Annotated in this window: 21 protein-coding genes; 16 read left to right on the forward strand and 5 right to left on the reverse strand. The window is 75.3% G+C overall.

What is annotated here, in order from left to right; genetic code table 11:
* Positions 1 to 113: 113 nt before the first annotated feature.
* From AC0OLQ_RS14520 to tatC, 5 genes are all read left to right on the forward strand, one after another.
* Positions 114 to 1,112, forward strand: a complete 999-nt coding sequence (locus tag AC0OLQ_RS14520; protein ID WP_484531737.1) for a helix-turn-helix transcriptional regulator — start codon at positions 114 to 116, stop codon at positions 1,110 to 1,112.
* Positions 1,109 to 2,116 carry a helix-turn-helix transcriptional regulator gene (locus AC0OLQ_RS14525; RefSeq protein WP_357336759.1) on the forward strand — a complete coding sequence of 336 codons (1,008 nt, stop codon included), beginning with the start codon at positions 1,109 to 1,111 and terminating at the stop codon, positions 2,114 to 2,116. Before AC0OLQ_RS14520 ends, AC0OLQ_RS14525 begins: the two co-directional genes overlap by 4 nt.
* Before the next feature lie 10 nt (positions 2,117 to 2,126).
* Complete coding sequence (locus AC0OLQ_RS14530; RefSeq protein ID WP_484531738.1) at positions 2,127 to 2,375, forward strand: hypothetical protein; 249 nt, start codon at positions 2,127 to 2,129, stop codon at positions 2,373 to 2,375.
* 215 nt (positions 2,376 to 2,590) lie between these two features.
* Positions 2,591 to 2,896 (forward strand): Sec-independent protein translocase subunit TatA, encoded by a 306-nt coding sequence (tatA, locus tag AC0OLQ_RS14535; RefSeq protein ID WP_357336764.1) that lies wholly within the window; start codon positions 2,591 to 2,593, stop codon positions 2,894 to 2,896.
* A 20-nt stretch (positions 2,897 to 2,916) separates the two neighbouring features.
* Positions 2,917 to 3,870: a twin-arginine translocase subunit TatC gene (tatC, locus tag AC0OLQ_RS14540; RefSeq protein WP_484531739.1), complete on the forward strand. Its 954-nt coding sequence runs from the start codon at positions 2,917 to 2,919 to the stop codon at positions 3,868 to 3,870.
* 61 nt (positions 3,871 to 3,931) lie between these two features.
* On the opposite strand, the gene AC0OLQ_RS14545 is transcribed toward tatC, so the two are convergent.
* Positions 3,932 to 4,120 (reverse strand): hypothetical protein, encoded by a 189-nt coding sequence (locus AC0OLQ_RS14545; protein WP_484531740.1) that lies wholly within the window; start codon positions 4,118 to 4,120, stop codon positions 3,932 to 3,934.
* On the opposite strand from AC0OLQ_RS14545, the gene AC0OLQ_RS14550 reads away from it, so the two are divergent.
* Positions 4,119 to 4,514 carry a hypothetical protein gene (locus tag AC0OLQ_RS14550; protein ID WP_484531741.1) on the forward strand — a complete coding sequence of 132 codons (396 nt, stop codon included), beginning with the start codon at positions 4,119 to 4,121 and terminating at the stop codon, positions 4,512 to 4,514. The genes AC0OLQ_RS14545 and AC0OLQ_RS14550 overlap by 2 nt on opposite strands.
* 80 nt (positions 4,515 to 4,594) lie before the next feature.
* Here AC0OLQ_RS14550 and AC0OLQ_RS14555 read toward each other — a convergent pair whose 3' ends face one another.
* Positions 4,595 to 5,479 (reverse strand): ABC transporter substrate-binding protein, encoded by an 885-nt coding sequence (locus AC0OLQ_RS14555; protein WP_484531742.1) that lies wholly within the window; start codon positions 5,477 to 5,479, stop codon positions 4,595 to 4,597.
* Positions 5,480 to 5,642: 163 nt separating this feature from the next.
* Between AC0OLQ_RS14555 and AC0OLQ_RS14560 the strand changes: the two genes are divergently transcribed.
* From AC0OLQ_RS14560 to AC0OLQ_RS14580, 5 genes are all read left to right on the forward strand, one after another.
* Positions 5,643 to 6,020 carry an SCP2 sterol-binding domain-containing protein gene (locus tag AC0OLQ_RS14560; RefSeq protein ID WP_484531743.1) on the forward strand — a complete coding sequence of 126 codons (378 nt, stop codon included), beginning with the start codon at positions 5,643 to 5,645 and terminating at the stop codon, positions 6,018 to 6,020.
* Positions 6,017 to 8,113, forward strand: a complete 2,097-nt coding sequence (locus AC0OLQ_RS14565) for an amylo-alpha-1,6-glucosidase (RefSeq protein WP_484531744.1) — start codon at positions 6,017 to 6,019, stop codon at positions 8,111 to 8,113. Before AC0OLQ_RS14560 ends, AC0OLQ_RS14565 begins: the two co-directional genes overlap by 4 nt.
* Before the next feature lie 153 nt (positions 8,114 to 8,266).
* Positions 8,267 to 8,965 carry a hypothetical protein gene (locus AC0OLQ_RS14570; RefSeq protein ID WP_484531745.1) on the forward strand — a complete coding sequence of 233 codons (699 nt, stop codon included), beginning with the start codon at positions 8,267 to 8,269 and terminating at the stop codon, positions 8,963 to 8,965.
* Between the two features lie 136 nt (positions 8,966 to 9,101).
* Positions 9,102 to 10,145: a zinc-dependent alcohol dehydrogenase family protein gene (locus tag AC0OLQ_RS14575; RefSeq protein WP_484531746.1), complete on the forward strand. Its 1,044-nt coding sequence runs from the start codon at positions 9,102 to 9,104 to the stop codon at positions 10,143 to 10,145.
* A gap of 170 nt (positions 10,146 to 10,315) precedes the next feature.
* Positions 10,316 to 11,242, forward strand: coding sequence for a diacylglycerol kinase (locus AC0OLQ_RS14580; protein WP_484531747.1), 927 nt, complete (start codon positions 10,316 to 10,318; stop codon positions 11,240 to 11,242).
* Here the strand turns inward: AC0OLQ_RS14580 and AC0OLQ_RS14585 are convergent.
* Positions 11,205 to 12,233: an EamA family transporter gene (locus AC0OLQ_RS14585; RefSeq protein ID WP_484531748.1), complete on the reverse strand. Its 1,029-nt coding sequence runs from the start codon at positions 12,231 to 12,233 to the stop codon at positions 11,205 to 11,207. The genes AC0OLQ_RS14580 and AC0OLQ_RS14585 overlap by 38 nt on opposite strands.
* A gap of 95 nt (positions 12,234 to 12,328) precedes the next feature.
* Positions 12,329 to 13,093, reverse strand: coding sequence for an HAD family hydrolase (locus tag AC0OLQ_RS14590; protein WP_484531749.1), 765 nt, complete (start codon positions 13,091 to 13,093; stop codon positions 12,329 to 12,331).
* An 86-nt stretch (positions 13,094 to 13,179) separates the two neighbouring features.
* Between AC0OLQ_RS14590 and AC0OLQ_RS14595 the strand changes: the two genes are divergently transcribed.
* Positions 13,180 to 15,981, forward strand: coding sequence for a DEAD/DEAH box helicase (locus AC0OLQ_RS14595; protein WP_484531750.1), 2,802 nt, complete (start codon positions 13,180 to 13,182; stop codon positions 15,979 to 15,981).
* Positions 15,982 to 16,014: 33 nt separating this feature from the next.
* Here AC0OLQ_RS14595 and AC0OLQ_RS14600 read toward each other — a convergent pair whose 3' ends face one another.
* Entirely contained in the window at positions 16,015 to 16,938 is a 924-nt protein-coding gene (locus AC0OLQ_RS14600; protein ID WP_357336805.1) for a 5'-3' exonuclease, read from the reverse strand.
* Positions 16,939 to 17,029: 91 nt separating this feature from the next.
* Between AC0OLQ_RS14600 and AC0OLQ_RS14605 the strand changes: the two genes are divergently transcribed.
* The 4 genes from AC0OLQ_RS14605 to AC0OLQ_RS14620 all read left to right on the forward strand — a co-directional run bounded on the left by AC0OLQ_RS14605 (position 17,030) and on the right by AC0OLQ_RS14620 (position 20,065).
* A complete protein-coding gene (locus AC0OLQ_RS14605; protein WP_484531751.1) occupies positions 17,030 to 17,497 on the forward strand; it encodes a MarR family winged helix-turn-helix transcriptional regulator in 468 nt (155 codons plus the stop codon).
* A gap of 16 nt (positions 17,498 to 17,513) precedes the next feature.
* Positions 17,514 to 18,371: a haloalkane dehalogenase gene (locus AC0OLQ_RS14610; RefSeq protein WP_484531752.1), complete on the forward strand. Its 858-nt coding sequence runs from the start codon at positions 17,514 to 17,516 to the stop codon at positions 18,369 to 18,371.
* A gap of 43 nt (positions 18,372 to 18,414) precedes the next feature.
* Positions 18,415 to 18,924, forward strand: a complete 510-nt coding sequence (locus tag AC0OLQ_RS14615) for a hypothetical protein (protein ID WP_484531753.1) — start codon at positions 18,415 to 18,417, stop codon at positions 18,922 to 18,924.
* A gap of 67 nt (positions 18,925 to 18,991) precedes the next feature.
* A complete protein-coding gene (locus AC0OLQ_RS14620) occupies positions 18,992 to 20,065 on the forward strand; it encodes a DUF4037 domain-containing protein (protein WP_484531754.1) in 1,074 nt (357 codons plus the stop codon).

A 20,065-nucleotide genomic window follows, 5' to 3' on the forward strand; every position in this document is an offset into this window, starting at 1 on the left:
CGAGCGACGTGGGCCGCGCACGGTGTGGTCCGGATCGCCTTCGGGCGGGACTGCCGCGCGGCGCGCCCGCGCGGGTGCGCGCTGCGGACGTGCGGGCTGCTAGCGTTCTCCACGTGTCGCGGACCCGTACCGAACGCCTGGTCAACCTGGTGATCTGCCTGCTGTCCACGCGGCGGTTCCTGACCGCCGCGCAGATCGCCGCGACCGTGCCCGGCTACGAGCACGATCCGGACGACGCCAAGGACCACGAGGCGTTCCAGCGCAAGTTCGAGCGGGACAAGGCCGAGCTGCGGGAGCTCGGGGTGCCCCTGGAGACCGGCACGGCCAGCGTCTTCGACGCCGAGCCGGGCTACCGGATCGCGCCCCGCGAGTACGCCCTGCCCGACATCCCCCTCGAACCGGACGAGGCGGCCGCCGTGGGCATCGCGGCGCGGCTGTGGCAGCACGCCGGCCTGGCCGCCGCCGCCTCGTCGGGGCTGGCGAAGCTGCGCGCCGCCGGCATCGACGTGGACCCGCAGGCCACGCTCGGCCTGGAGCCGATGGTCACGGTCGACCCGGCGTTCGCGCCGCTGACCGCCGCCGCGCGGGACCGGCGCGAGGTCAACTTCGACTACCGGGTGCCCGACCGGGACGCCCCGACGCGCCGCCGGCTCCAGCCGTGGGGCGTGGTCTGCTGGCGTGGCCGCTGGTACGTGGTCGGTCACGACCTGGACCGGGCGGCGACCCGCTGCTTCCGGCTCTCCCGGGTGGTGGGCGCGGTCCGGGTGACCGGCCAGCCCGAGGCGTACGAGCCGCCCGTCGGGGTGGACCTGATCAGCCACGTGGCCCGCTGGTCCGGGCCGGTGGAGCGGACCGGCCGGGCCACCGTGCTGGTCGCCCCGGGCCGCGCCGCCGGGCTGCGCCGCTGGGCGGTGGAGACCCACGCCGGGCCGGACGGCGACCGCCTGGTCCTGCCGTACGCCGACGCCGACTACCTGGCCGGGCAGATCGTCGGGTACGGCCCGGACGTGCGGGTGCTGGAGCCGCCGGAGGTCCGCGAGGCGGTCATCCAGCGGTTGAAGGAGATCGCCGCCCGCCACGACGACCTGGCCGTGGCCGGGGGTGCCCGGTGACCCGCCCGGCGGCCCGCGGTGGCCGCGCCTCGGCGGACCGGCTGGCCCGGCTGCTCAACCTGGTGCCCTACCTGCTGGCCCGCCCCGGCATCGAGATCGCCGAGGCGGCGCACGACCTGGGGGTGACCGAGAAGCAGCTCCGCGAGGACCTGGAGCTGCTCTGGGTGTGCGGGCTGCCCGGTTACGGCCCCGGCGACCTGATCGACATGGCGTTCGACGGCGACCGGGTGACCATCACCTACGACGCCGGCATCGACCGTCCGCTCCGGCTCACCCCGGACGAGGCGCTGGCCCTGGTGGTGGCGCTGCGGATGCTCGCCGAGACGCCCGGGGTGGCCAACCGGGAGGCGGTCGAGCGGGCCCTCGCCAAGATCGAGAGCGCCGCCGGTGACCTGGCCGGCGCCCCGGTCGAGGTGCGGCTGCCCGGCGACACGGCCCGGGTCCGCGAGCTGCGCGCCGCCGTGGAGCGCGGCCGGGCCCTGCGGATCACCTACTACACCGCCGCCCGGGACGAGACCACCGAGCGGACCATCGACCCGCTGCGGATGCTGATGGTGGGCGGCCGGGCGTACGTGGAGGCGTGGTGCCGCCGGGCCGAGGCGGTCCGGCTGTTCCGGGCCGACCGGATCGACGCGGTCACCGAGCTGGCGGAGCAGGCCGTCGTGCCGCCGCAGGCCCGCCCGCACGACCTCAGCGACGGGGTGTTCCGCCCCTCGCCGGACCTGCCGCTGATCACCCTGCGGATCGGCCGGGGCGAGCGGTGGATCACCGAGTACTACCCGTGCGAGCGGGTCGAGGCCGACGGCGAGCACTGGCTGGTGTCGCTGCGGGTCACCGACCTGGGCTGGGCCCGCCGGTTCGTGCTCGGGCTCGGGCCGGAGGTGACGGTGGTCGCACCGGCCGAGCTGGCCGAGCAGGTCCGTGCCCAGGCGGTCGCCGCGCTGGACGCGTACGCCACTCCGGTCGACCGCGCCGATCCGGCGGTGGCCGCGGTCACCCAGTAGGCTGACCGCCGTGGTGACGTGGATCGTGCTCGGGGTCGTGCTGTTCGCGCTGGTCGTGCTGGCCCTCGCGATCCGTCCGGTGCTGGCGCGGCTGCCCCGGCTGCGCCGCACGGCGCTGGCCCTGCAGCGGCGCCAGACCGAGGCGGAGTCGCTGCGGTCCGCCGCCGAGGAACTCCAGTCCCGGGCCGAGTCGCTCCAGGAGCGGGTGGCCGTCGCGCAGGAACGGATGACGTTGATCAAGACCAGGCGCGGAAAGTGATCGACGGCGGTCGGTCCGCTGCTCGGTAGCTGCGCGTACGCGGCCGGATCCGCACACGATTGCGCCCCCGTGGGTGGTTGACGGGACACTCCGGGTTGGCCGAGACTTCACCGACCAGGCCCGCAACCGGGGGCCCGGGAGGGTGGCAACCGTCTTCGACGCACGTACGATGGGCTCGACCACCCCTCACCGACACAGAGCGACTGGAGCTTCCCATGGGTGCCCTCAAGCCGTGGCACATCGCCGTACTCGTGGTCGTGCTGATCCTGCTCTTCGGCGCGAAGCGGCTCCCCGACGCGGCCCGCTCGCTGGGCCGCTCGCTGCGGATCATCAAGGCCGAGACCAAGAGCCTGCACGACGACGACCGTGACCTGGCCGAGAAGGCCGACGCGCAGGCCGGCTACCAGCCGCTCGCGCCGCAGCAGCAGCAGGTCGCGCAGCCGCAGCAGCAGTTCGCCCCGCAGCCGCAGCAGCCGGTCGCCCCGCCGGTCGACCCGGTGCAGCGCGTCCGCGAGAACTGATCCGAAAGGGCCCCACCACCGTGGCCTTCGGGTTGAAGAAGCGCGGCCCGAGCACGTTCGAGCGGGCCGCCGACGGCTCGATGACGCTCATCGAGCACTTCCGGGAACTGCGTAACCGGCTGTTCCGCGCGTCGCTGGCGATCCTGGTCGGCTTCGGGTTCGGCGTCTGGCTCTCCGGCCGGGTCCTGCACGTGCTGCAGATGCCCTACTGCAACCTGCCGAAGGCGCGGCTCGCCAACGGCGACTGCAACTTCGTCCAGCTCGGCCCGGCCGACCTGTTCCTGTTGCAGATGAAGGTCGCTCTCTGGGTCGGCCTGATCATCGCGGCACCGATCTGGCTCTACCAGCTCTGGGCGTTCATCGCGCCGGGCCTGCACCGGCACGAGCGGCGGTACGCCTACTTCTTCACCGCCCTGGCGGCCCCGCTGTTCGCCGGCGGCGCGGTGCTGGCGTACTTCGTCACGTCCAAGGGCCTGGAGTTCCTGCTCAACGTCTCCGGCGGCGGCGACGTCACCACGACGCTGGACATCACCCGCTACATCGGCTTCGTCACGAACCTGATCCTGCTGTTCGGGGTGGCGTTCGAGTTCCCGCTGATCGTGCTGATGCTCAACTTCGTGGGGCTGGCCAGCGCCAAGCGGCTGCTGAGCTGGTGGCGGGTGGCGATCTTCGTGTTCTTCGCGTTCTCCGCGGTGGTCACGCCGACGCCCGACCCGTTCGGCATGACGGCGCTGGCCGTCTGCCTCACCGCCCTCTACTTCGGGGCGGTGACGGTCGCGTTCCTCAACGACCGGCGGCGCAGGCGGGGCCGGGAGATCTACGCCGACCTGGCCGACGACGAGGTGTCGCCGCTGGACCTGTCCGTCGAGCCGGTCGGGGCCAGCGGTGGGGTCGAGGCGAGCGCCCCGGTCGGGGCGCCCGAGCCGATCACCGCGCCGGCGCCGATCGAACGCCGCTACGACGACATGACCTGACCGGCACCGCCGGACACTTCACGTGAACGCCGCTCCCACCCGGGGGCGGCGTTCACGCGTGTCAGCGGGGGTCAGAGCAGCGCCAGCAGCCGGTCCGGTGGCGCCGGGTGCGGGCCGGGTCGAGGGCGTCGGCGAGCAGCGTCGCGTACCGGCTCTTGCGGCCGGACCGCGTGCCGATGAAGCGGTGGAGCTGGCCGGCGAGCGGCCGGGGACACCGCGAGGCCCGGTGGCTCGGCATACTGGCAGCCATGATCGACAATGGCCGGCCGGGCCGTCCGGACCTGCCCTCGGCGCTGCGCTTCCTGACCGAACTGGCCGCCTGGGTCGCCACCCCGTGGGCCCTCGCCCCGCACTCCGTGGTGCTGGCGGTCGCCTCGGTGGTGCTGCTGATCGGCCTGCCCACCGTGTTCGCCACCCCCGGTGACAAGCGGCAGGTGATCGTGCCGGTGCCGGGGCTGGTCACCGTCGCGCTGGTGCTGCTGCAACTGGTCGCCGCGGTGCTCGGGGCATGGGCGGCCTGGCCGAGGCCGGTCGCGGTCGCGGTGACCGTGCTGGCGGTGGTCACCGTGGTGACCGAGCTGCCCCGCTGGCGCCGGCTCGCCCCGCTCGGCCGCGACGGCCACCCGGCCCGCCGCGCCGGCTGACCCCGTCAGCTGGCGGGCCGCCGATCCAGGCCACCCGGACCGCCGGGCCGGCTGACCCCGCCCGTCGTGGCGGCGGGCGGTCAGGCCACCCGGCGGGCCGCATCCGGTGGCGGGGCCGGCACGGCGTCCGGGTGCAGGATCGCCGCGATCGCCTCGGCGCCGTCGACCAGGCGCGGGCCGGCCCGCACGATCAGTCCGTCCGCGTCCAGCGCCCAGACCTCCGCCCCGGGGAACCGCGCGGCCACCCCGGCGGCCTGCGTGGCGGCCCCGTCCAGGTGGAACCCGCACGGCGCGACCAGGACCACCTCGGGCCGGGCGGCCCGCAGCGCCGCCCAGGTGGTCGGCGTCGACCGGGCCCCGGGGTGGGTCGCCACCGGCTCGCCGCCGGCGGTCTCGACCAGGTCGGGGATCCAGTGCCCGGCGCCGAACGGCGGGTCCACCCACTCCACCACGGCGACCCGCCGCCGGGGCCGCCCGGCCACCGCCGCGCGGACCGCCGCCAGCCGCGCCCGCAACGCGTCCACCAGGGCCTCCGCCCGGTCCGGCACCCGGGCGGCCGCGCCCACCGCCAGGATCGTGTCCAGCACGTCCGCCAGGGTGTACGGGTCGAGCGACAGCACCTCCGCCCGGCAGCCGAGGTGGTCGACGGCGTCCGCGACCCGGCCCGACGGCAGCGCGCAGACCCGGCACAGGTCCTGGGTGAGGATCAGGTCCGGGTCCAGCCCGGCCAGCGCGCCGGCGTGCAGCGTGTACAGGTCCGCGCCCGCGGCGAGCTGGCCCTTGACGTACGCGTCGATCTCGCCGGGGCTCATCCCCCGGGTGTCCCGGCCGCCCACCACGACCGTGGTGCCGGCCCGGTGGGCCGGTGGCACCGTGCACTCGAAGGTGACCCCGACCAGCTCGTCACCGAGCCCCAGGGCGTAGACGATCTCGGTGGCCGAGGGGAGCAGGGAGACCAGGCGCATCCCACCATCCTGCCGCCTTCGCAGTTCCCCCGATCTCCGGGTCCGTGCCGGGCCCCGGCGTTAGTCTGGGGCGGCGCCCGGCCGGTGCGGACGCGTCCGTTGTCGTGGCCCCGCCGAGCATCGGTGCCGGCGGCGCGACGGCCCTCTCCCGGGAGGCGGTGCGGTGTCCGATCCGATCGAGGCGTACTTCGCGCAGATCGCCCGGCGGGCACCCGAGCGGCTGCTGCTCCGCACCGCCGGCACGATCCGGTTCGAGCTGGAGGAGGCCGGCACGCTCGACGTCTGGCACCTGACCATCGCCGACGGCCGGATCGCGGTGGACCACCGGGCCCGGGACGCCGACACGGTGATCCGGACCCGGCGGGACTTCTTCGTCCGGATGGCCCGTGGGGAGGCCAAGCCGCTCGCCGCCTGGCTGCGCAACGACATCATCGCCGAGGGGCGCTTCCGGTTCGTGGTGCTGCTGGAGCGCCTCTTCCCGGCGCCGCCCGGGGCGCGGCATCCGCGCGCCCTCACCGGGGAGCGCGGCGAGGCCGGATGAATTCCAACCTGGTCCGCGTGCTGGACGGCAACGTCTTCGTGATCAGCGACGACAACGGCGACATCGAGGCGACCCTGCTCAATCCGGTCGGCTTCTTCGACTTCGACACCCGGTTCCTGTCGGTCTGGCGGCTCACCCTGGACGGCGACCGGTTGAACGCGCTCTCCATCGCCGAGCGGGACTACCTCCAGCTGCGGTTCTTCCTCGTGCCCGGCGCACCGACGCACTACGTGGACTCCAGGTGTTCGATGATCCGGGAGCGCACGATCACCGGCGGCGCCTTCGAGGAGCGGCTGACGGTGCTCAACCACCACCACGTGCCGGTGGAGTACACCGTCCGGCTCGACGTGGGCAGCGACTTCGCGCCGATCCCGGGCGTCGCCACCGAGCGCACGCCGCCGGGGCGCCGCTACCAGCGGGTGGAGGAGCGCGGCCTGCGCCTCGGCTACCTGCGGGAGAGGTTCCAGCGGGAGACGGTGGTGACCAGCAGCGAGCCGGTGCAGGCGGACGAACGGGGTCTCACCTGGACGGTCCTGCTGGCGCCCAAGCAGACGTGGACGACGACGCTGCGGGTGGAGACGCTGGTGCTGCGGCCGGACGGCGTGGAAGTCCGGGACCGGTTGGAGCGGCGGGCCCGGGCCACAGCCGGTGAACGGCAGCAGGACCTGGCCGGATGGCTGTCCCGGACGCCGCAGCTCAGCTGCGACTGGCAGGCGTTGACGGACGTCTACCGGCGCAGCCTGGTGGACCTGGCGGCGCTGCGCTACTCGCCGCTGACCCTGCCCGACCAGGTGATGCCCGCCGCCGGCCTGCCCTGGGCGGCGACCATCACCGGTCGGGACAGCATCCTGACCAGCTTCATGGCGCTCCCGGTCGCGTCCGAGCTGGCCTCCGGGACGGTGCGGATGCTCGGCCTCAACCAGGGCGCGGTGCTCGACGACTTCCGCGACGAGGAGCCCGGCAAGATCCTCCGAGAGTTCCGCTACGGAGAGATGGTGGCCTTCGAGGAACGGCCGCAGTCCCCGTACTACGGCAGCGCCGACGCCACCCCGCTCTACGTGATCCTGCTCGACGAGTACGAGCGGTGGACCGGCGACGCCGACCTGGTGCGGGAGTTCGAGGACGAGGCGCGGGCGGCGCTGCGGTGGATCGACGAGTACGGCGACCTGCTCGGCGACGGCTACGTCCGGTACCTGCGGCGCAACGAGCGCACCGGAGTGCCGAACCAGGGCTGGAAGGACTCGCCGGAGGCCATCTGCTACGCCGACGGGCGGCTGCCCGGCCCGCCGCTGGCCACCTGCGAACTCCAGGGGTACGCGTACGACGCGAAGCTGCGCGGCGCGCGGATGGCCCGGAAGTTCTGGGGGGACCCGGCGTACGCCGACCGGCTGGAGCGGGAGGCCGAGGCGCTGCGGGAACGCTTCGACCGGGACTTCTGGATCGCCGACCGGGGCTACTACGCGCTCGCCCTGGACGGCGACGGCCGGCAGGTCGACGGGCTCGCGTCCAACATGGGCCATCTGCTGTGGAGCGGCATCGTGCCGGCGGAGCGGGCCCCGCAGATGGCCGCCCACCTGCTGGGGCCCCGGCTCTTCTCCGGCTGGGGGATCCGCAGCCTGGCCACCGAACAGGAACGGTACAACCCGCTCGGCTACCACGTCGGTGCGGTGTGGCCGTTCGACAACGCCCTGATCGCCTGGGGCCTGCGCCGGTACGGCCTCGCCGACGAGGCGGGGCGGGTCGCCGAGGCCATGGTGGACGCCTCCACGTACTTCCACGGCCGGCTGCCTGAGGCGTTCGCCGGCTACCCCCGCGAGCTGACCGAATATCCGGTGCGCTTCCCGACCGCGAACGGTCCGCAGGCGATGGCCACGGCCTCCCCGTTCCTGCTGCTGCGGGCCCTGCTCGGGCTGGAGGCGGCCGGCGAGCACCTGCTGATGGCGCCGCGGATGCCCGCCCGGTTCGGTCGGGTGGAACTGCTCGACGTGCCGGGCCGGTGGGGCACGCGGGACGTGATCGGCAGCGGGCTGGCCCACCTCGGCGCCGACGGCCTCGACGGGGGCGCCGGCCGGCCCGCCCGCCCTCCGGGGTGAACAGCACGGCCGCCCTCGCGGCCCTTGCCCCTTGCCAGGACGGCCGGCCCGCTTAGACTCTCCTGACTCCGCCGAAGTCCCCCCGGGCGGTGTGCCGGGGCGGTTGTCGGCGCCCGTCCTGGTCAGCACGCTGACCTCCGCTCCGGAGAGCCCATGAAGAGCCGTACCGCCGCCGTCGTGGCCGCGATCTGCGCCACCGCCGCCCTCACCGCCTGTGGTGATGACGACCCCGCCCCGAAAGGCGCGCAGGTCCCGGTGACCGCCACGGACACCAGTTGCGAGGTCGCCACCACCCTCTTCACCCCGGGCGCGGTCACCTTCGCGGTGACCAACCGGGGGCAGCAGTCCACCGAGGTGTACCTCTACGGCCGGGAGGGCGCCGGGTTCACCAAGGTGGTCGCCGAGGCGGCGGACGTCGCGCCGGGGAAGACCCAGGACCTGCGCGCCACCCTCGCCACCGGGCTGTACGAGGTCGCCTGCAAGCCCGGCCAGCAGGGCGACGGCGTGCGGACCCGGATCACCGTCTCCGACGACGGCACGGTGGCCAGCGCCGTGGCCGAGACGGCGTACGACCGGGAGGTCGCGATCGAGCTGACGGCGGCCGGGATCACCGGCGCCGACGGGGTGATCGCCGAGCCCGGCGAGAAGATCCAGTTCCGGGTGACGAACAAGACCACCGTCGCCCGGACGCTCTACGTGCTCAACCCGCAGAGCAAGCGGGTCGCCGAGATCAAGACGGAGCCGAACGGCAAGGCGGAGGCGGTCGTCGCGCTCGGCGGCGCCGGCAACTGGACGCTGAAGGTCAAGGGCGACGGCGTCACCCCGGCGACCAGACGGCTCGTCGTGCGCTGACCGGTGAGCCCCGCCACCCGCTGCGAGAAGCGGGTTCGCGGCGGGCCCGGGCGGTCGAGTGTTCGCCCGGGGCCGCCGCCCCGCCGCCGGCCGACTCGGCCCGGCGCTCGCCTCGCCCACCGGGAGGACCCCACCCATGCGCGCCACCGTGATCCACGGCCCGAACGACGTCCGGGTCGAGGAGGTGCCGGACGCCGCCGTCCGCACCCCCACCGACGCCGTGGTCCGCACCGTGCTGGCCTGCATCTGCGGCAGCGACCTGTGGGCGTACCGCGGGGTGGCCCAGCGGCAGCCGGGGCAGCGCATCGGGCACGAGTTCCTCGGCGTGGTCGAGGCCGTCGGCGCCGAGGTCGGCTCGGTGCGGGTCGGCGACCTGGTGGTGGCGCCGTTCGTCTGGTCCGACGGGACCTGCGACTTCTGCCGCGAGGGGCTGCACACCTCCTGCCCGCACGGCGGCTTCTGGGGTTCGGTCGGCTCCGACGGCGGTCAGGGCGAGGCCGTCCGGGTGCCGTACGCCGACGGCACCCTGGTGAAGCTGCCCGCCGGGGCCGCCGGCGACGAGCGGCTGCTCACCGCGCTGCTGGCGCTCTCCGACGTGCTGGCCACCGGCCATCACGCCGCCCTCGCCGCCCGGGTCCGTCCCGGGGCCACCGTCGCCGTGGTCGGTGACGGCGCGGTCGGGCTCTGCGGGGTGCTCGCCGCGAAGCGGCTCGGCGCGGAGCAGATCATCGCGCTGGGCCGGCACACCGCCCGCACCGACATCGCCCGCACCTTCGGGGCCACCGACGTGGTCGCCGAGCGGGGCGAGGCGGCGATCGCCGCGGTGCGGGAGCTGACCAAGGGGCAGGGCGCGCACACGGTGCTGGAGGCGGTCGGCACCGAGGAGTCGATGCGGACCGCGATCTCCATCGCCCGCGACGGCGGCGCGGTCGGCTACGTCGGCGTCCCGCACGGCGGCAGCGCCGGGGTGGACATCGGGCAGATGTTCGACCGCAACGTGGCGCTCGCCGGGGGCGTCGCGCCGGCCCGGGCGTACATCCCGGAGCTGCTGGCCGACGTGCTGGACGGAACCATTGACCCGTCCCCGGTCTTCGACCGGTCGGTCACCCTCGACGGGGTGCCCGACGGCTACCGGGCGATGGACGAGCGGACCGCGCTGAAGGTCCGCATCACCTTCTGACCCGGCAGGCCTTTCGCGTCAGTGCGGGTGGCGGCCGAACTGGCTGCCCAGTGCCGTGCCGGCCGTGCGGGGCAGCTCCCGGGGGCGAGCTGGGTGCACGACGGACGGTCGCCCGGTCGATCGGGGATCCGGGTGTCTCCCCTGGTGAGCGGCGTGGTTCGTGCCGTACGGTGCTCGCCGTGACCGCGCACGATCTTGTCCCGCCCGGCCCGGTGGCCGTGCTCGCCAACCCGACCGCCGGCCGGGGACGGCACCGTGGCCTGCTGCCCCGGCTCTTGGAGCGGCTGGGCAGCGCCGGCCGGCCGGTCGAGCTGCTGCGGGCGGGCACCCCGGAGGAGGCGGAGGCGGCGTGCCACGCCGCGGTCGCCGACGGCGCCGGGGCGCTGGTCGCGGTCGGCGGGGACGGCACCGTGCACCGGGCGTTGCAGGCGGTCGCCGGCACACCGGTGCCGTTCGGCCCGGTTCCCGCCGGCACCGGGAACGACTTCGCCGCGGACACCGGCTTCCCGGCGGAGCCCCTGGCCGCGGTCGAGGTGATCGCCGACGCGCTGCGCGCCGGCCGCACCCGCCCGGTCGACCTGGCCCGGCTGACCACCCCCGGCGGCGGCGACCGCTGGTACGGCGCCGTGCTGGCCGCCGGCTTCGACGCGATCGTCAACGAGCGGGCCAACCGGATGCGCTGGCCGAGCGGCCCGCGCCGCTACGACCTGGCCATCCTGATCGAGCTGGCCCGGCTGCGTCCGCGCCGCTACCGGCTGTGCCTCGACGGCGTGGAGCAGGAGGTGGACGCGGTGCTGGTGGCGGTCGGCAACGGGGCCAGCTACGGCGGCGGCATGCGGATCTGCCCGGACGCCGACCCGACCGACGGCCTGCTGGACGTGGTGGTGGGCGGCCGCTTCGACCGGCGCACCCTGATGCGGGTCAAGCCGCGCATCTACCAGGGCACCCACGTCACCCACCCGCTGGTGCGCAGCTACCGGGCCCGCGTCGTCGAGTTGGACGCCGAGGGCATCACCACGTACGCCGACGGGGAGCGGGCGTTCGACCTCCCGGTGCGGGTCAGCGCGGTGCCGGCGGCGGTGCGGCTGCTGCGCTGACCAGCGCGCCGCCCTCGGTCTCCCGGCTGATCAAGGGCTCCACCACGGTCGCCGCGTCGATCGAGCAGGCGGTCCGCCGGGCGCCCACCGCGGCGGGCGGCGGCGCGGCGGCCGGGGCGCCGGCCCGTACCGCGCCGATGCTCGCGGCGATCACCAGGGCGATGGCGAGCACCTCCACCGGGTGCAGCGCCTGGCCGAGCACCAGCCACCCGGCGAGCGCTGCGATCGCCGGCCCCAGGCTCATCAGCACGGCGAAGGTCGCCGTGGGCAGCCGCCGCAGCGCCAGCAGCTCCAGGGTGTACGGCAGCACCGAGGCGAGCAGGGCCAGGCCGGTGCCGAGCCCGAGCACCGCCGGGTGCCACAGCCGGCCGCCCGAGCCCACCAGCCCGATCGGCAGGGTGACCAGCGCGGCCACCGCGAGCGCCAGGGCCAGCCCGTCGGCCCGGGGGAACCGCCCGCCGACCCGGGCCGAGCAGACGATGTACGCCGCCCACAGCGCGCCCGCGGCCAGCGCCAGCGCGGCCCCGACCGGGTCGAGCCGGTCGAACCCGCCCTGCCCGAGCAGGGCCACCCCGGCCAGCGCCAGCCCGGCCCAGCACCAGGCGGCCAGCCGGCGGGCGGTGAACACGGACAGCGCCAGCGGGCCGAGCACCTCCAGGGTCACCGCCGGTCCGAGCGGGATCCGCTCGATCGCCTGGTAGAAGATCGAGTTCATGCCGGCCAGGGCCAGCCCGAAGGCGACCACGGCCGCCCAGTCGCCCCGGCCGTGCCCGCGTAGCCGGGGACGGCACACGGCCAGCATCAGCAGCGCGCCGATGGTCAGCCGCAGGGTGACCGCTCCGGCCACCCCGGTACGCGGGAAGAGCAGCGCGGCCACCGCCGCGCCGAACTGCACCGACAGTGCCCCCCCGAGCACCAGCCCGACCGCGCCGAACCGGCTGCCGGAGAGGCTTCCGGGGAGTCGGGGACGAAAGGAGCGGTGGGTGGTCACGCCCCTGACGCTAGCGCCGCCGGCCGGCCCCGGTGCCGCCGGGCCACCGCTGTGCTGGGCGCGCTCCCGCCCCGTGACCGCGCTGCAGCCGACGGTCAGTTGGGCCGGGCGAGGTCGAGCACCGCGCTCAGGCCGTTCGGCCGGCCCGCGTCGGCGCAGGGCAGCACCAGCACCCGGCAGCCGGCCGCCACCGCACCGGCGTCGGCGGGGGTGTCACCCACCATGAGCGTCCGCTCCGGGTCGACGCCGAGCATCCCGCACGCCCGCAGGAAGATCCCCGGGTCCGGCTTGCACCGTCCCACCTCGTACGACAGGGCGTAGGCGTCGACCAGCCCGTCCAGCTTCCAGGCGGCGAACAGCGGCCGGAGGTCGAAGCCGATGTTGCTGACCACCGCCACCTTTACCCCGGCCTCCCGGAGCGCGGCCAGCACCGGCTCGGTGTCCGGGTACGGCACCCAGCCCTCCGGGACCAGCACCCGCTCGTAGAGCGCGTCGGCGAGCCCGTCGATGCCGGCGTCCACCGTCTCGGCCAGCCCGGTGTAGGCGCCCCGGTGGGCGTGCGGGTAGAGATCCCGGTCGGCCCACAGCTCGGCCAGCCGGGGCGGTACCCGGGCCGGCAGCGGGCCGCCCGCCCGCCCGGCGGTGAGCAGCCGGTCGGCCAGTGCGGTGGCCCGCACCCGGTCCAGCTCGACCCCGCAGGCCGCCGCGGCGGCGATTACCCACTCGCGGGGCTCCTCCACCTGGGCGAGGGTTCCGTGGAAGTCGAAGAGCACCGCTTCCACGGAACGACGGGACGGGCTCGGGCGGACGGCGTCGTCGGCGCCGCTCGAGACTCGGGGCGGTTCGGCATGATCCGGCACGTCGTGCACCCTACCGACCCGCTCCGACCCACCTGCCGGACGGCCTTGGCCGGTGGTCGTCGTCCCCACCGATTAATCTTGGGGACATGTCGAGCCCCGCCGAGCGGTACGCCGCGGCGCGCCGCCGGGCCGCGCAGGCCTCCGCCTTCCCGGCCCTGGACGAATTCGCCCGCGATCTCGGGTTCGACCTCGACGACTTCCAGCGGGAGGCGTGCGAGGCCCTGGAACGGGGCAGCGGTGTGCTGGTCTGCGCGCCCACCGGCGCTGGCAAGACCGTGGTGGGCGAATTCGCCGTACACCTGGCGCTGCGCGGCACGCCCGGGAAGCCGGCGGCGGCCGACGGCGGCGGGGGGCCGACCACCCGGCGCAAGTGCTTCTACACCACGCCGATCAAGGCGCTCTCCAACCAGAAGTACCACGACCTGGTCGACCGCTACGGCGCCGAGCAGGTCGGCCTGCTCACCGGCGACAACGCGATCAACGGCGACGCGCCCGTGGTGGTGATGACCACCGAGGTGCTGCGCAACATGCTCTACGCCGGCTCGGCCACCCTCGAGGGCCTCGCCTACGTGGTGATGGACGAGGTGCACTACCTCGCCGACCGGTTCCGCGGCGGGGTCTGGGAGGAGGTGATCATCCACCTGCCCGCCTCGGTCACCCTGGTCTCGCTCTCGGCCACCGTCTCCAACGCCGAGGAGTTCGCCGACTGGCTGGTCACCGTGCGCGGCGAGACGGCCGTGGTGGTCAGCGAGCACCGCCCGGTGCCGCTCTGGCAGCACATGCTGGTCGGCAAGCGGATGTTCGACCTGTTCCACGACGCCGACGCCGCCCGCAAGCACGACGTCCACCCGGAGCTGCTGCGCTACACCCGGGACACCGTGCGCCGGCTGGAGCTGGGGGAGGGGCGCAGCGCCGGTCCCGGCGCGGGCCGGCGCGGGCCCCGCTGGCGCGGCCCGATGCGCCCCGACATCGTCGAGCGGCTCGATCGGGAGAACCTGCTGCCGGCGATCCTGTTCATCTTCAGCCGGGCCGGCTGCCAGGCGGCCGTGCAGCAGTGCCTCGCCGCCGGGCTGCGGCTCACCTCGGCCGAGGAGCGCACCGAGATCCGCCAGGTGGTCGAGTCGCGGATCACCGCCATCCCCGGCGAGGACCTGACCGTGCTGGGCTACTGGGAGTGGCTCGACGGGCTGGAGCGCGGGCTCGCCGCGCACCACGCGGGCATGCTGCCCGCATTCAAGGAGGTCGTCGAGGAGCTGTTCGTCCGCGGCCTGGTCAAGGCGGTCTTCGCCACCGAGACGCTCGCCCTGGGCATCAACATGCCGGCCCGCTGCGTGGTGCTGGAACGCCTGGTCAAGTTCAACGGCGAGGCGCACGTCGACCTCACCCCGGGTGAATACACGCAGCTCACCGGGCGGGCCGGCCGGCGCGGCATCGACGTCGAGGGGCACGCCGTGGTGGTCTGGTCGCCCGAGACCGACCCCCGGCACGTCGCCGGCCTCGCCTCCACCCGCACCTACCCGCTGCGGTCCAGCTTCCGGCCCTCCTACAACATGGCCGTCAACCTGGTCGGCACCGTCGGCGCGGAGCCGGCCCGGGCCCTGCTGGAGTCCTCCTTCGCGCAGTTCCAGGCGGACCGGTCGGTGGTCGGCCTTGCCCGGCAGGTGCAGCGCAACACCGAGACGATCGAGGCGTACGGCGCCGAGGCGGCCTGCCACCAGGGCGACTTCGACGAATATTTCGCCCTGCGGGTGGCCATCGCCGACCGGGAGCGTGCCATCGCCCGGCAGGGGCAGACCCAGCGCAAGGCGGCGGCCGTGGCCTCGCTGGAGCGGCTGCGGGTGGGCGACGTGATCCGGGTGCCGTCCGGGCGGCGGGCCGGCCTCGCCGTGGTGCTCGACCCGGCCACCGGCGGCTTCGGCGAGCCCCGCCCGCTGGTGCTCACCCAGGACCGGTGGGCCGGGCGGGTCAGCCCCGGCGACTTCACCACCCCGGCCGAGGTGCTCGCCCGGATCCGGGTGCCCAAGCACTTCAACCACCGCTCGCCGGCGGCCCGGCGCGACCTGGCCGCCGAGGTCAGCGGCACCGGGCTGGACCGGCACGGCGGTCGGCGGGGTGCGCGCTCCCGGCAGGCGGTCGGCGACGACCACCAGCTCAGCCAGTTCCGCACCGAGCTGCGCCGGCATCCCTGCCACGCGTGCCCGGACCGGGAGGAGCACGCCCGCTGGGCCGAGCGGCGCCGCCGCCTGGAGCGCGACACCGAGGAGCTGCGCCAGCGGGTGGCCGGGCGGACCGGTTCGCTGGCCCGCACCTTCGACCGGATCGTCGCGCTGCTGACCGCGCGCGGCTACCTCTCCGCCGACGGCGAGGTGACCGACGCCGGCCGGATGCTCGGCCGGATCTGGACCGAGGCCGACCTGCTGGTCGCCGAGTGCCTGCGCCGCAAGGTGTGGGACGGGCTCTCCCCGGCCGAGCTGGCCGCCGCGGTCTCCGTGGTGGTCTTCGAGGCCCGCCGGGACGTCGACGAGCGGGCCGGCCTTCCGCGTGGCCCGGTCGCCGAGGCGGTCGACGAGACGCTCAAGCTGTGGGGCGACATCGAGGCCGACGAGGCGTCCCGCGGCCTGGCGGTCACGCGCGAGCCGGACCTCGGGTTCGCCTGGCCGATCTACCGCTGGGCTCGGGGCGAGGCCCTGGCCAAGGTGCTGGCCAGCGGCCACCAGATCGACGGCGAGATGCCGGCCGGCGACTTCGTCCGCTGGGCCCGCCAGGTGGTCGACCTGCTCGGCCAGCTCGCCGACTCCGGCGGCGCCTCCACCGAGCTGCGTTCCACCGCCCGGCAGGCGATCGCGGCGGTCAACCGAGGCGTGCTGGCCTACCACGCCGCCGCCTGATCCGGCCGGGCCGACGCGGCCCGGCCGGTCCGGTCAGGAGCGGGGCATGGCGAGCGCGTCCACCAGGCGCCGGCACGAGCCGGCGAGGTTCCACCGCTGGGCCAGCTCCAGCAGCCGGTCCGGGTCCGCCGGCGCCGTCGGCAGCGCGGTGGCCAGCTTCGGCAGCGGCACGTCGGTGGCGACCCGGACCACCTTCGGCGCGACGGCAAGGTAGTCGCGGGCCGCGTTCAGCTTGGTGCGCAGCCCCGGGGCGAAGCCGGAGCCCGGGTCGTCGAGCGCGGCGAGGATGCCGGGCAGGCCGTCGTAGCGCTCGATGAGCCGGGCCGCGGTCTTCTCACCCACCCCGGGCACCCCGGGCAGGCCGTCGCTCGGGTCCCCGCGCAGGGCGGCGAAGTCGGCGTAGCGGTCGGCGGGGACGCCGTAGCGGGCCCGGACCGCGGCGTCGTCGCAGTCGTCGAGCTTGGCCACGCCACGGCCGACGTAGAGCAGGCGCACCTGGCGGGCGTCGTCGATGAGCTGGAACAGGTCGCGGTCGCCGGAGACCACCTCCGCCGGGCCGGGCTGTGTCACCGAGAGGGTGCCCAGCACGTCGTCGGCCTCGTAGCCGGTGGCGCCGACCGCGGGGATGCCGAGCGCGTCGAGGACCTCCAGGATCATCGGCACCTGTGGGGAGAGGGTGTCCGGCACGACCTCGCCGCCCTCGGGCGCCACCCGGTGCGCCTTGTACGACGGCAGCAGCTCCACCCGCCACGCGGGTCGCCAGTCGTGGTCGAGCGCGCAGACCATCCGGTCGGGCCGCCGGGTGCGGACCAGCTGGGCCAGCATGTCGAGGAAGCCGCGGACGGCGTTGACCGGTTGGCCGTCGTCCGTCTTCGCCGCCGACTCGGGGATGCCGAAGTAGGCGCGGAAGTAGAGGCTCGGGGAGTCGATCAGCAGGATCGGGGGTCGGTGTGCCACGCCGACAAGCGTGGCACAGCCCACCGACGAGGTGGGGGACGCGGCGAGAAAACACTAGCCATGTACATCATGTACATGTACTGTTTCTCGCATGAACGGAACGCCGATCAGCCCCAGCCCCAGCCCCGGCCATCTGGTCTGGCGGCTGGCGATGCGCTGGCGGGTGGCGGTCGACCGGGCGCTCGCCCCGCTCGGCCTCACCCACGCGCAGTACGTGCTGCTCTCCTCGCTGCACGGGATGCGCCGCGCCGGCCTGCACCCGAGCCAGCGCGAGCTGGCCGACCACACCGGCCTCGAGCCGCTCTACGTGTCGAAGCTGGCCCGGTCCCTCGAGGCCGACGGGCTGCTCCGGCGCGAGCGCGACCCGGTCGACACCCGGGCGGTCCGGCTCGCCCTGACCGATCGGGGTCAGGAGGTGGTCCGCCCGGCGATCGACACCGTTCAGGCGCTGCTCGGCCGGCTGCTCGCCCCGCTCGGCGGCCGCGACGACCCGCGTACGGCGGAGTTCGTCCGCGATCTGACCGCACTGCTCGACACCCCGCTCGACCCACCCGCCTGACCGAAGGAGCCCGGACATGCCCGAGACCAAGGTGCTGGACTCGACCGTCCACCACGAGGAGAGCGGCGCCGGACCGGTGTTCGTGTTCCTGCACGGTAACCCCGGTTCGTCGCACACCTGGCGTAAGGTTCTGACCGCGGTCGGCGCGGGCCGGCTGCTCGCGCCCGACCTGATCGGCATGGGCCGCTCCGGCAAGCCCGACCTGGCCTACCTCTTCGCCGACCACGCCCGCTACCTTGACGCCTGGTTCGACGCCCTCGACCTGACCGACGTGGTCCTGGTCGGCCACGACTGGGGCGGCGCGCTGGCCTTCGACTTCGCGGCCCGGCACCCCGGGCGGGTACGCGGCGTGGCGTTCCTGGAGACCATGGTCAAGCCGATGGCGTGGAGCGACCTCTCGCCCCAGGCCCGGGCCCGCTCCGAGGCGATCCGCACCCCGGGCGTGGGCGAGCAGCTGGTGCTCGACCAGGACCTGCTCGTCCGGCAGGCGTTCACCGGCGGAGTGCTCCAGCCGGTGGGGGAGGAGGACCTGAAGACCTACCTCGCGCCGTACCCGACCCGGGAGAGCCGGCGGCCGCTGCTGGCCTGGGCGCGCCAGATGCCGCTCGGTGGCGAGCCGGCCGAGTTGGTCGCCCGGATCGAGGCGTACGACCGGTGGCTGGACGCCAGCGACGAGGTGCCGAAGCTGCTGCTGACCTTCGAGGGCTCACCGACCCTGCTGATCACCCCGGAGCTGGCCGACTGGTGCGCGCGGAACATGGCGGCCCTGGAGACGGTCGCCTGCGGGCCGGCCGGGCACCACGCACCCGAGGATCGCCCCGCCGAGATCGCCGCGGCCATCTCCGCCTGGGCGGACCGCCACCGGCTCCGCTGACCCGGGGCGGTGGCCGGCGGCGGCGCCGGGAAGACTGGGACGGGTGGCCGTCACCCAGCAGCTCGCGCGACTCTCCGCCGACCAGCTCGCCGTCTGCCGCCGGGTCACCGAGGAGCTGGACCGGCTCTGCTCGTACCGGCTGCTGCCGGCGGCAGACCACCTGGACCTCGACTGGTCGCCGGCCGCGCTGTGCCGCGCCGCCGAGCTGGGCCCGGCCGCTCCGGCGACCGTCGCCGCGCTGCGACGGGCGCTCGACGGCGACGCGGAGATCAATCCGGCGTACCGCGACCGGGCCGAGGCGGTGTGGGAGCACCCGGTGACCGCGCTGGAGCCCGTCGGTGTCGCCGAGGTGGCCGCGCGGCTCGCGGCGGCGGACCCGGAGGTGGTGCTGGCCGCCGTGCCGGCCGAGCCGGCCCTCGCGGCGGCCCGGCTCGGCCTGCCGGCGGTCGACGGGGACCCGCGGCGCCACCTGCGGGGCCACCTCGTGGCGCTGCGGGAGTTCTACCTGGCGGCGGCCCGGCGCGGGCTCGCGGTCGCGGTCTGGTGGGACTGACCGTCGGACCCCGCCGTCGGCCGGAAACCGGGCGGCGCAGTCGGCGTCCGGTGCGCAGACTGGCGGGGTGACGTTCGTACCCGGCCTGACCCTGGCGCACCGGTTCCACGACGAGGTGGTCGCCCCGCTGCTGGCCCGCCGGCTGCCCGGCCTGCGCTACGCCGCCGGGCTGCTCGACGGCGGCTCCGAGCTGCTCGGCCTGGACACGCCCCGGTCGACCGACCACGACTGGGGGCCGCGCACCCAGCTCTTCGTCGCCGCCGCGGACGAGGTGGCGCCGGTGCGGGCGGTCCTCGACGCCGAGCTGCCGACCGAGTTCCTCGGCTGGCCGACCCGGTTCACCGGCGGGCCGACGGTCCGGCTCGGCGTGGCCAGCGCCGACGGCGAGCGGCACGGGGTGAGCGTCGACGAGCTGGGAGCCTGGCTGCGGGACCGGCTGGGCGGGGACCCGCAGGCCGGGATGACGACGGCGGACTGGCTGGCCGCCCCCACCCAGCGGCTCGCCGAGCTGACCGCCGGGGCGGTGTTCCACGACGGGCTCGACGGGGCGCTCACCGCCGCCCGGGCCCGGCTGGCCTGGTACCCGGACGACGTCTGGCGGCATGTGCTGGCGGCCGGATGGCAGCGGGTCGGTCAGGCCGAGCACCTGGTCGGCCGCTGCGCCGAGGTCGGTGACGAGCTGGGCAGCCGGGTGGTCACCGCCGGGCTGGCCCGCGACCTGATGCGCCTCGGCCTGCTGCTGCACCGCCGCTGGCCCCCGTACGCGAAATGGCTCGGCACGGTCTTCGCCGCGCTGCCGGCCGCAGCGCCGGTGCTGGACGCGCTGACCGTCGCCCTCGGGCCGGACGGGTGGTCCCAGCGGCAGACCGGGATGGTCCGGGCGCTGGAGACGGTGGCGACCTGGACCAACGAGACCGGGCTGGCCGCGCCGGTCGACCCGGCCGCCCGGCCGTTCCACGACCGGCCGTTCCTGGTGCTGGGCGCCGAGCGGTTCACCACCGCGCTGCGCGCCGCGATCGCCGACCCGGAGCTGCGCGCCCGCCCGCCGGTCGGCGCGGTGGACCAGTACCTCGACAACGTCGACGTACTCACCCGACCGGCGCGGGCCCGCCGGGTCGCCGCGGCCGTCCTGCCCGACTGA

This window comes from Micromonospora sp. Utrum1 (genome assembly GCF_057197805.1).